General features: G+C 75.0%; 8 protein-coding genes, 2 pseudogenes and 1 riboswitch. Of the genes and pseudogenes, 9 read left to right on the forward strand and 1 reads right to left on the reverse strand.

What is annotated here, in order from left to right; genetic code table 11:
• The first annotated feature begins 23 nt into the window (after window positions 1-23).
• Together BJF88_RS03155 and BJF88_RS03160 are read left to right on the forward strand one after the other, a co-directional pair.
• Window positions 24-1,430, forward strand: a complete 1,407-nt coding sequence (locus BJF88_RS03155; protein ID WP_255371708.1) for an ACT domain-containing protein — start codon at window positions 24-26, stop codon at window positions 1,428-1,430.
• Window positions 1,431-1,627: 197 nt separating this feature from the next.
• On the forward strand, window positions 1,628-2,518 hold the full coding sequence (locus BJF88_RS03160; RefSeq protein ID WP_075827719.1) for a formate/nitrite transporter family protein: 891 nt from the start codon (window positions 1,628-1,630) through the stop codon (window positions 2,516-2,518).
• 59 nt (window positions 2,519-2,577) lie between these two features.
• Here the strand turns inward: BJF88_RS03160 and BJF88_RS03165 are convergent, their stop codons facing one another.
• Window positions 2,578-2,931 (reverse strand): SdpI family protein, encoded by a 354-nt coding sequence (locus BJF88_RS03165; protein ID WP_075827720.1) that lies wholly within the window; start codon window positions 2,929-2,931, stop codon window positions 2,578-2,580.
• 95 nt (window positions 2,932-3,026) lie between these two features.
• Window positions 3,027-3,128: riboswitch (glycine riboswitch) on the forward strand.
• A 137-nt stretch (window positions 3,129-3,265) separates the two neighbouring features.
• On the opposite strand from BJF88_RS03165, the pseudogene BJF88_RS03170 reads away from it, so the two are divergent.
• The 7 genes and pseudogenes from BJF88_RS03170 to BJF88_RS03205 form a co-directional block, all read left to right on the forward strand.
• Window positions 3,266-5,293, forward strand: a pseudogene (locus BJF88_RS03170) (glycine dehydrogenase (aminomethyl-transferring)); the annotation flags it as partial.
• A gap of 282 nt (window positions 5,294-5,575) precedes the next feature.
• Window positions 5,576-7,029, forward strand: a pseudogene (locus BJF88_RS03180) (glycine dehydrogenase); the annotation flags it as partial.
• A gap of 37 nt (window positions 7,030-7,066) precedes the next feature.
• On the forward strand, window positions 7,067-8,281 hold the full coding sequence (gcvT, locus tag BJF88_RS03185) for a glycine cleavage system aminomethyltransferase GcvT (protein ID WP_075827722.1): 1,215 nt from the start codon (window positions 7,067-7,069) through the stop codon (window positions 8,279-8,281).
• Between the two features lie 42 nt (window positions 8,282-8,323).
• Window positions 8,324-8,701: a glycine cleavage system protein GcvH gene (gene gcvH / locus BJF88_RS03190; protein ID WP_075827723.1), complete on the forward strand. Its 378-nt coding sequence runs from the start codon at window positions 8,324-8,326 to the stop codon at window positions 8,699-8,701.
• 330 nt (window positions 8,702-9,031) lie between these two features.
• Window positions 9,032-9,295: a helix-turn-helix transcriptional regulator gene (locus BJF88_RS03195; protein ID WP_083648829.1), complete on the forward strand. Its 264-nt coding sequence runs from the start codon at window positions 9,032-9,034 to the stop codon at window positions 9,293-9,295.
• Window positions 9,296-9,356: 61 nt separating this feature from the next.
• Complete coding sequence (locus BJF88_RS03200; RefSeq protein WP_075827724.1) at window positions 9,357-9,785, forward strand: (deoxy)nucleoside triphosphate pyrophosphohydrolase; 429 nt, start codon at window positions 9,357-9,359, stop codon at window positions 9,783-9,785.
• A gap of 68 nt (window positions 9,786-9,853) precedes the next feature.
• The gene (locus tag BJF88_RS03205; RefSeq protein ID WP_075827725.1) at window positions 9,854-10,276 is read left to right on the forward strand and encodes a VOC family protein; all 423 of its coding nucleotides are present in this window, start codon (window positions 9,854-9,856) and stop codon (window positions 10,274-10,276) included.
• Window positions 10,277-10,504: the final 228 nt, after the last annotated feature.

Consider the following 10,504-nt stretch of genomic DNA (forward strand, 5'->3'; position numbering starts at 1 on the left):
ACGCTGCCCGGGTGGACGTAGCGGTGATCGGCGCGACGGGCGACGTCGGGCGTCAGGTGTGCACGCAGCTCGTCGAGCGGCAGGTGCTGCCGCCGACGTCGCGCCTCCAGCTCGTCGGCCGCGCCGGCGGGGCGTCCGCCCGTGCGGTGCACGGCCTGCGCGCCGACCTCGTCGACGCCTACGACGAGCACGCGCCCCTGCTCGACGTCGCGCACTCCCCGCAGGACGTCGCAGCGGACGTCGTCGTGGTCGCGGCGGGTCTCACCGCGCCCGCGCGCGCCGGCACCGACCCCGACCGCCGGCTGCTCGCGGAGACGAACCGCGCCGTCCTCGCCGAGCACGCCGACGCGATCGCCCGCCACGGGTCCGGGCACGAGGTCGTGATCGTCGTGACGAACCCGGTCGAGCTCGGGGTCGCGGTGATGGCCGAGCGCCTGGGCCGGCACCGGGTGATCGGCATGGGCGCGTGGCTCGACACGCTGCGCTTCCGGCGTGAGGTCGCGCTCGAGCTCGGCGTGCGGCGCCACCGCGTGGGGGGTTTCGTCGCCGGGCAGCACGGGGAGGACGCCGTGCCCCTGTGGTCGACGGTCCGCGTCAGCGGGCTCGACCTGGACGAGCGGCGGCGCGCCGTCGACGCCGTGCGCCGCGGGCGGACCCTCGACGTGCTGCCGGCCGAGATCGCCGCCGCGAAGCGCGAGCTCGCGTCCGTCGCCGTCGAGGACATCGGCGCGGCGTTCGACCTCATCGACGCCTGGCCCGCCGACCTGAGGACGGTCGCGCGCCCGTGGATGACGCACCAGTCCGGCGCGAAGACGCCGGCGGGGACGGCGAGCGCGACCGTCGACCTCGTCGACACCCTGCTCGACGGGCGCGAGATCGTCGTCGCCGGTCAGGTCGCGCTCGACGGCGAGGTCCTCCTCGCGGACGGCCGGGGCGGTGCGGCCGCGCCGTTCCGCGGCGTGCTCGGGGTCCCGCTCGTGCTCGGGCCCGAGGGCTGGACGCGCGTGCTCCTCGACGCGCTGCCCGACGACGAGGCGCGCCGCCTCGCGGGGGCCGCGGACGGCGTCGCGCAGATGCTCGCCGCCACCGGGAGCCCCAGCGGGGCGACGACGAGCGCCCCGGCCGGCACGACGGCCGACGCGTCGGCCGGCCCCGCGCCGGCGGGGACCGCCGCCGGGGCGCGCGGCGAGCGCACGTGGGTCGCGACCGTCCACGGGCTCGACCAGCCCGGCACGCTCACCGCGCTCACCGGCGTGTTCTCCACGCGCGGCGTCAGCTTCGACTCCCTCGCGACCACGCCCGCCGACGACGGCGGCCGGGTCGGGCGCATCGACGTGACCTTCCGCGCGACCGAGCGTCGGACCCGGGCGCTCGAGCGCGCGGTGGGCCGGCTCGCGACGGTGCGCTCCGTCGTCGTGCGCGCCGCCTGACGCGCGCCCGGGGGGCTGAGCCGGGCTGCGCCCCGCACCGGGTCGCGCGGTTCTCACAGCACGCGCCCGCCGGGTGAGCGCAGACCGTAACGCGACGGCGCGCACGGGGACACGACGGGGAAACGGCCGCCGCCTAGCGTCGTCGACGCCGCACCGCGGCAAGGCCACCGACGACCTCTCCCCCCGGAGCCGCGCCCATGTCCTACGTCAAGCCCGCCGAGCTCGTCCCGACCCTCGTCGACGCCGGCGCCAGCAAGGTCCTGCTCTCCACCCGCGACACGCTCGTCCGGTCCACCATGGGCGGGGCGATCCTCGCGATCGCCGCCGCGTTCGCCGTCACGGTCACCGTGACGACCGGGCACGCGGTCCTCGGCGCCGTCCTGTTCCCCGTCGGCTTCATCATGCTGTACCTGCTGGGGTACGACCTGCTGACCGGCATGTTCGTGCTCGGCCCGCTCGCGTGGCTCGACAAGCGCCCGGGCGTCACGCTGCGCGCCGTGCTGCGCAACTGGGGCCTCGTCTTCGTCGGCAACTTCCTCGGCGCGTTCGCGGTCGCCGTGATGATGGCGATCGTCGTGACGTACGGGTTCGACACCCCGCCGAACGAGGTCGGTCAGGCCATCGGCCACATCGGCGAGGGCCGCACGGTCGGGTACGCCGAGCACGGGGCGTCGGGCATGCTCACGCTGTTCGTCCGCGGGATGCTGTGCAACTGGATGGTGTCGATGGGCGTCGTCGGCGCCATGATCGCCAAGGACGTGCCCGGCAAGGCGATCGCCATGTGGATGCCGATCATGCTGTTCTTCTTCATGAGCTTCGAGCACTCGATCGTCAACATGTTCCTGTTCCCCTCGGGCCTGCTGCTCGGCGGGGAGTTCACGGTCATGGACTACCTCGTGTGGAACGAGATCCCCACCGTGCTCGGCAACCTCGTGGGCGGGCTCGTGCTCACCGGCCTCCCCCTCTACCTGACGCACGGCCGGCCGAAGGCGCGCCGGGCGGCGGCGGACCTCCCGGGTCCCGGGGCCGGCGACGCGGCGCCCACGTCCGCGACCTCGTCGAAGGAGCTCGTGGGCGAGCCCGTCTGACGGCGGGCCTGTCTGCGGGCGCGCCGGCGCGCGTCGCTCGCGAGCCGACGACCTCCGGCTCAGCCGCGGGGGGCGGTGGCGCGCGCCGCTCGCGAGCCGACGACGGCGCCGGCCACGGTGAGCCCGAGCGCGATCAGCGCCGCCGCGCCGGCGACGACCGCCGACAGGGAGTCCCCGGGGACGAGGAGCAGCACGGGTCCCGCGGCCGCCAGCACCCAGCCGGCGCCCTCGCTCAGCGGGCGGGCCCTGCGGTGCGCCGCGCGCCACGCCTCGTCGCTCGCGAGGGTGGCGGCCGTGCGGATCCCGGCGACCTGGTTGCGCCCGAGCCGGCCGTCCGCCGCCGCGCGGGCGCACCACACGAGCACGAGGCCGGCCGCGAGGAGCACCGGCAGCAGGACCAGGTCGGCGAGCACGGCCCCACCCTGCCACGCCCGATAGGATGGCGGCACAACTTCACGCTTCACCGGTGGTCCCGTGCCCGCGCGGGACGAAGGGCCACCGTGCCGCCCGAACCACGACGGGAGAGCTCGCCCCGGTCCTCGACCGGGGCGGCGCCGAAGGAGCAAGTCCTCCCCGGGAATCTCTCAGGCCCACGTACCGTCGCGGCGAGGCAACTCTGGAAAGCGGTCGTGCCGGTCTCGCCCCCGCGGCTGCCGGTGCGGCCCACCGACGGTGCAAGCCGGCGCGCCCCGGCCCTCGTGAGGGCATGGCGGACCGGCAAAACTCTCAGGTCGACGCGTGCGTCCGATGACAGAGCGGGGAGGGACCAGCCCTCGTCCCCCGCCACCGGAGGTCCCCGTGACCCAGCAGCCCTTCGACCCGATCGCGCCGCACGCCGCCGCGTCCGGCGCGTTCGCCCCCCGCCACGTCGGGCCCCGCGGTCGCGAGATCCGGGCCATGCTCGACCAGCTCGGCCTCGACTCGCTCGACGCGCTCGTCGACGCCGCGGTCCCGGCCTCCATCCGCACCGACCGGCCGCTCGACCTCCCGGCCGCGCGGACGGAGACCGAGGTGCTCGACGACCTGCGCGCGCTCGCGGCGAAGAACGTCGTCAAGACGCAGATGATCGGCCTCGGCTACTACGGCACCGTCACGCCCCCGGTCATCCGCCGCAACGTCCTCGAGTCCCCGGCCTGGTACACCGCCTACACGCCGTACCAGCCGGAGATCTCGCAGGGTCGCCTCGAGGCCCTGCTCACCTTCCAGCAGGTGGTCGAGGACCTGACGGGTCTCGACGTCGCGAACGCGTCGCTCCTCGACGAGGCCACCGCCGTCGCGGAGGCGGTGGCGCTGATGTGGCGGGCGTCGCGCGCGAAGACCGGGTACGTGGTGGTCGACGCCGACCTGTTCCCCCAGACGCTCGCCGTCACCCTGGGCCGCGCGCGGGCCGTGGGCCTGCCGGTGGTCGTGGCGGACCTCTCCGGCGGCCTCGCGGCCGGGCTGGCCGCCGCGCGTGCGGCCGGCGAGTACCCGCAGGACGTGGCCGACGACGCGACGCTCGTCGGCGTGGTCGTGCAGCAGTGCGGGGCGTCGGGCCGGGTCGTCGACTGGGCGCCCGTCGTCGCGGAGGCGAAGGAGGCGGGCGCGCTCGTCACCGTCGCGGCCGACCTGCTCGCGCTGACCCTGCTCGCCTCGCCCGCCGAGCTCGGTGCCGACGTCTCCGTCGGCTCCGCGCAGCGCTTCGGCGTCCCCCTGTTCTACGGCGGCCCGCACGCGGCGTTCATGGCGGTCCGCAAGGGTCTCGAGCGCTCGCTGCCGGGTCGCCTGGTCGGCGTCTCCGTCGACGCGGACGGCGACACCGCCTACCGCCTCGCGCTCCAGACGCGCGAGCAGCACATCCGCCGCGAGAAGGCGACGAGCAACATCTGCACGGCGCAGGCGCTCCTCGCCATCGTGGCGTCGATGTACGCGGTCTACCACGGCCCCGACGGCCTCCGGGCGATCGCCGAGCGCACCCACGGCCGCGCCACGACGCTCGCGGCGGCGCTCCGCGCCGGCGGCGTCACCGTCGAGCACGACGTCTTCTTCGACACGGTCCGCACCGTCGTCCCCGGCCGCGCGAAGGCCGTCGTCGAGGCCGCCGCCACGGCAGGCATCAACCTGTACAACCCCGACGCGGACCACGTACAGATCGCCTGCGACGAGACCACCACCCCCGCGACCCTCACCGCGGTCCTGGAGGCCTTCGGCCTCGCGACCCCGGACCTCACGACCGCGGCGAGCGGTGAGCCGACCGCCAAGGCGGGGGCGGCGGCGTCGGATGCGAAGGGCGTAGAAGCCGCGCGGGTGGACGGACAGCCGGCGGAGGAAGGTGACGGCGCGGCCAGCCCGAGCACCGAGGCCGCCTCCCCCGCCGGACCCGACCACGGGCTCCCCGCCTGGGCGACCCGCACGACGCCGTACCTCCAGCACCCCGTCTTCCACCTGCACCGCTCCGAGACCGCCATGCTCCGCTACCTGCGTCGCCTGTCGGACAAGGACCTCGCGCTGGACCGGACGATGATCCCGCTGGCTCGTGCACGATGAAGCTCAACGCGACGGCGGAGATGGAGGCGATCTCCTGGCCGGGGTTCGCGGACCTGCACCCGTTCGTGCCGGCGGACCAGGCGCAGGGGTACGCGGAGCTGATCGACGGCCTGGAGTCCGCGCTGGCGGAGATCACGGGTTACGCGGGGGTCTCGGTGCAGCCGAACGGCCGGTCGCAGGGCGAGCTCGCGGGGCTGGCTGGCGATCCGCGGGTACCACGTGTCGCGCGGCGACGCGGACCGCGACGTGATGCCGTGACTCCGGCGCCGGCGCCGACGGGCACGGACGAAGCGCCGCTGCGAGCTCCTTGACTACTCGCGGTCCGCGGACCGACCGACCCCCGCGTCGGCAAGGCCCGCCAGCGCCTCGCGATCAGCCCTGTATGACCCCGGGCAGCCTGGCACCCCGCGCCCCCGTCCGGCTCGCCGGCGGCAGCTCGGCGAGCAGGCTCGACCCCGCCCCGCCGGACCGACCCACGCGTCCCGCCGGCACCCGCACCCACTCCGCGTCCACGCCCGTCCTACACCTCCGCACCGCTCCGAGACCGCCCATGTCGCTACCTGCGACTCGCTGCTCGGACAAGGCCTCGCGCTGGACCGGACGATGATCCCGCTGGCTCGTGCACGATGAAGCTCAACGCGACGGCGGAGATGGAGGCGATCTCCTGGCCGGGGTTCGCGGACCTGCACCCGTTCGTGCCGGCGGACCAGGCGCAGGGGTACGCGGAGCTGATCGACGGCCTGGAGTCCGCGCTGGCGGAGATCACGGGTTACGCGGGGGTCTCGGTGCAGCCGAACGCCGGGTCGCAGGGCGAGCTCGCGGGGCTGCTGGCGATCCGCGGGTACCACGTGTCGCGCGGCGACGCGGACCGCGACGTGTGCCTGATCCCGGCGTCGGCGCACGGGACGAACGCCGCGTCGGCGGTCCTGGCCGGGCTGAAGGTCGAGGTCGTCGCGACGGCGCCGGACGGCGAGGTGCTGCTCGACGACCTCCGGGCGAAGCTCGAGAACCACGGCCCGCGCGTGGCGGCGATCATGATCACGTACCCGTCGACGCACGGCGTGTACGAGGAGCACGTGCGCGAGGTGTGCGACCTCGTCCACGACGCGGGCGGGCAGGTGTACATCGACGGCGCGAACCTCAACGCGCTCGTCGGCCTGGCACGGCCGGGGGAGTTCGGGGGCGACGTCTCGCACCTGAACCTGCACAAGACGTTCTGCATCCCGCACGGCGGGGGCGGACCGGGGGTCGGACCGGTCGCGGTGGCCGAGCACCTCGTGCCGTTCCTGCCCGGCGACCCGCTGGTCGCGTCGCCGTCCGCCACGCCCGTGTCGGGGACGCGCTTCGGTTCCGCCGGCATCCTGCCGATCTCGTACGCCTACGTGGCGCTCATGGGCCCGGACGGGCTGACGGAGGCGACGAAGGTCGCGGTCCTGGCGGCCAACTACGTCGCGTCGCGGCTGCACCACCACTTCCCCGTCCTGTACACCGGGCCGAACGGTCTGGTCGCGCACGAGAGCATCCTCGACCTGCGCCGGATCACGGCGGAGACGGGCGTCACGGCGGAGGACGTCGCGAAGCGCCTCATGGACTACGGGTTCCACGCCCCGACGCTGTCGTTCCCGGTCGCCGGCACCCTCATGGTCGAGCCGACGGAGAGCGAGGACCTCGCCGAGCTGGACCGGTTCGTCGACGCGCTCGTGGCGATCCGCGGCGAGATCGACGCCGTGGCGTCCGGCCGCTGGTCGGTCGAGGAGTCGCCGCTGCGCGGCGCGCCGCACACCGCCGCCGCCCTCACCGCCGACACGTGGGGCAGGCCGTACTCGCGGGAGCTCGCGGCGTACCCCGTGGCGAGCCTGCGCGGCGCGAAGTACTGGCCGCCGGTGCGGCGCGTCGACGGGGCGCGGGGCGACCGGAACCTGGTGTGCTCGTGCCCGCCGATCGAGTCGTACGCGTCCGCTCCGCAGACGGCGCCGCTGTCCTGAGCCGCCGACCTGCCGGCCCCCACCGAGAGGACCTCGCATGACGACCGACCCCCGCGCCGCGGACGCCGCGCACGACCGGCTGAGCCCGCTCCACGACGAGCACGTGGCGCTCGGCGCGCACCTGACGAGCTTCGGCGGCTGGCAGATGCCGCTGCGGTACACGTCGGACCTCGCTGAGCACCGCGCCGTGCGCGAGGCCGCCGGGCTGTTCGACCTCTCCCACATGGGAGAGGTCGAGGTCACGGGACCGGGCGCGGCGGCCGCGCTCGACCACGCGCTCGTCGGGCACCTGTCCGCCGTGACGCCCGGCAGGGCGCGGTACACGATGCTCTGCGCCGAGGACGGGTCGGTCCTCGACGACCTCGTCGTGTACCGGCTCGACGTCGAGCGGTTCCTCGTCGTCGCGAACGCCGGCAACGCCGACCTCGTGGCGCGCGAGCTGATCGCGCGCGCGGACGGCTTCGAGGCCGTCGTCACCGACCGGGGGAGCGCGACGGCGCTGATCGCCGTGCAGGGGCCGCGCGCCGAGGAGATCGTCGCGGGGCTCGTGGAGGCCGGGGAGGACGCGGCGCCCACCGAGAGCGGTGTACAGGTCGTGCGCGACATGAAGTACTACGCCGCCGCACCGGTGACGCTGACCGCGGGGGACGGCGCGGTCGAGGCGCTCGTGGCACGCACCGGCTACACGGGAGAGGACGGCTTCGAGCTGTTCGTCCCCGCCCCCCGCGCCGCGGCGCTGTGGCGGACCGTCCTCGACGCCGGGCGGCCGCTCGGCCTCGTGCCGGCGGGCCTCTCCGCGCGCGACTCCTTGCGCCTCGAGGCCGGGATGCCGCTCTACGGCCACGAGCTCGACACCACCACGACGCCCTTCGAGGCGGGGCTCGGGCGGGTCGTGAAGCTCGACAAGGCCGCCGCCGACGGCTCGCCCCTGTCGTTCGTCGGCCGGGACGCCCTGGCCGCACGCCGGGCGTCCCCGCCGGCGCGCGTCCTCGTCGGGCTCCGGGGCCTCGGCCGGCGCCCGGCCCGAGCCGGCTACGCCGTCGTCGCGCCGGGCGGTGGGGGAGAGGCGCCGCAGGTCGGCACCGTGACGTCCGGCGCGCCGTCGCCCTCGCTCGGCCACCCGATCGCCATGGCGTACGTGACGCCGGAGCTCTCCGCCGAGGGCACCGAGCTCGCCGTCGACGTGCGGGGGCGCGCCGAGCCCGTGGTGGTCGTGCCGCTCCCGTTCTACCGTCGTCCTCAGCGTCCCTGACCACCGCCCGCGCGGCGCCCGCCCTGACAAGGAGCACCCTCCATGACCGACGCCCAGTTCCCGTCCCACCTGCAGTACACCGCCGAGCACGAGTGGGTCGACGGGTCCGACCCGGCCGTCGTCGGCATCACCGCGACCGCCGCCGAGGCGCTCGGGGACATCGTGTACCTCGAGCTGCCCGAGGTCGGCGCCGAGGTGGCCGCCGGCAGCGTGATCGGCGAGGTGGAGTCCACCAAGTCGGTGTCCGAGCTCTTCTCGCCGGTGACGGGCACCGTCGTCGAGGTGAACCAGGCGGCCGTCGACGACCCCGCCGTCGTGAACTCGGACCCGTACAGCGACGGCTGGCTCTTCAAGGTCGACGTCGCCTCGACGGGCGACCTGCTCTCCGCCGAGCAGTACGCCGCGCTCGTCGCGGAGTGACGACGCAGGCGGTGGTGGCCCGGGCGCGCGGCGCCGGCCACCACCGCCCCGCGCGCTCGAATGTGACGTAGATCACACACCTTTCCTCCGTCATCCGTGGCTCCCAGCGCGTCGCCCGTGCCCACCGCGGGGCGCCCCGCGCGCCCGGCCCACCGCGCTGACCTGGCCGAACGCGGCATGACGCCCCGGGACGCGCGTCGTCCGCGCGCGCCGCGAAGGACGTGACGCGAAGTCGCGTCATGAATCTCACCCGCACACATCTCTTCCAGTAGCACCAACCGGATCCCGCCACGAGGGGATGACGTGACCGGAGAGCACCAGGAGGAGAACATGAGCACCATCGAACTGGTCCGCCCCGCGGCGGTCCCCTTTCCGAAGGCGCCGACGGCACCGACGCCGCTGGCCCCGCTGACCCGCCGCGAGCGCGTCGTCCTGTCGAACCTGTCCGAGGACGTGACCCTCGAGCAGATCGCCAGCAAGCTCTTCGTCACCCGCAACACCGTCAAGTCGCAGGTGCGGAGCCTCTACCGCAAGCTCGGGGTCTCGACCCGCGCCGAGGCGGTCGCCTGGGCACGCGCCGCCGGCCTGCGCTGACACCCGGCGCCCGCCCTGGGCGCGTCGTCGGTGCCGCTCGCCGACGTGCGAGACTCCGCGTATGACACTGCGCAGACTCGTCGTGGCAGCGGCCATCGTGGACGACCTCGCGTCGCCCACGCTGCTGCTCGCTGCGCGTCGGACGCGCCCGCTGCACCTGTCCGGGCGCTGGGAGTTCCCGGGCGGAAAGGTCGACCCGGGTGAGACGCCCGAGGAGGCGCTGCACCGCGAGCTGCGCGAGGAGCTCGGCGTCCGCGTCGAGCTGGGGGAGGAGATCGTCGGGCCCGAGCACGGCACCTGGGTGATCACCGACCGGCACGTCATGCGCCTGTGGTTCGCGCGGATCGTCGAGGGCGACCCGCAGCCGCTGGTCGAGCACGACGAGCTCGCGTGGCTCGGGCCGGGGGAGTGGCTGGACGTCCCGTGGCTCGACGCCGACGTGCCGATCGTCGAGGAGCTCACGCGCCAGGTGGCGCCGGAGGCCGTCTGACGCACCGGTGCGCCGGGGCACGTGCGGCCCGCGTGCGCGCGCTGCCGCGCCGCGGCACCCTGTGACCCATGGCAGCGACCTTCCCCGTCATCGCCCAGGTCGTCCTGGACACGACCGACGCCCGGGCGCTCGCGGAGTTCTACCGTGCGCTCCTCGGGCTCGAGTACCGGCCAGGGGACGAGCCGCCCACCGCGGGCGGGCCGGACGAGAACGGTCACGACTGGCTCGTGCTGCGCGGCGGGACGGGCGGTGTCCAGCTCGCGTTCCAGCAGGTGGAGCGGCTCCCGGCCTCGACGTGGCCGGACGCCGACGTCCCGCAGCAGCTGCACCTCGACTGCACCGTGCCCGACGTCGGCGAGCTCGACCGCCAGCACGCACGCGCCCTGGAGCTCGGCGCGACCCTGCTGCTCGACCGCTCCGACGACCCGGACGAGCCCCTGCGGGTCTACGCCGACCCGTCGGGCCACCCGTTCTGCCTCTTCGTCGGCTGACCAGCCCGACTCGTGCCGTCGAGCACGCGGACGATCGCCGTCGAGCACGACCTTGGTGTCGTCATCGCGCCGAGAACGACATCAAGGTCGTGCTCGGCGCGGGGGTCAGGCGGTCTTCTCCCGCGGGGTGCGGGTGCGGGAGGCGGCGGTGGCGCCGGTGCTGCGCGGGACCAGGGTCGGGTTGACGTTGTCGAGCACGACCTCGCGGGTGATCACGACCTTCTCCAC

Origin of the sequence: Cellulosimicrobium sp. CUA-896, from assembly GCF_001942335.1 — a bacterium.
GTDB lineage: Bacteria > Actinomycetota > Actinomycetes > Actinomycetales > Cellulomonadaceae > Cellulosimicrobium.

Excerpts from the sequence above, each read along its gene's own strand:
- BJF88_RS03160 (WP_075827719.1), top strand. The coding sequence starts at position 1,628 with ATGTCCTACGTCAAGCCCGCCGAGCTCGTCCCGACCCTCGTCGACGCC.
- gcvT (WP_075827722.1), top strand. The coding sequence starts at position 7,067 with ATGACGACCGACCCCCGCGCCGCGGACGCCGCGCACGACCGGCTGAGC.
- gcvH (WP_075827723.1), top strand. The coding sequence starts at position 8,324 with ATGACCGACGCCCAGTTCCCGTCCCACCTGCAGTACACCGCCGAGCAC.
- BJF88_RS03195 (WP_083648829.1), top strand. The coding sequence starts at position 9,032 with ATGAGCACCATCGAACTGGTCCGCCCCGCGGCGGTCCCCTTTCCGAAG.
- BJF88_RS03200 (WP_075827724.1), top strand. The coding sequence starts at position 9,357 with ATGACACTGCGCAGACTCGTCGTGGCAGCGGCCATCGTGGACGACCTC.
- BJF88_RS03205 (WP_075827725.1), top strand. The coding sequence starts at position 9,854 with ATGGCAGCGACCTTCCCCGTCATCGCCCAGGTCGTCCTGGACACGACC.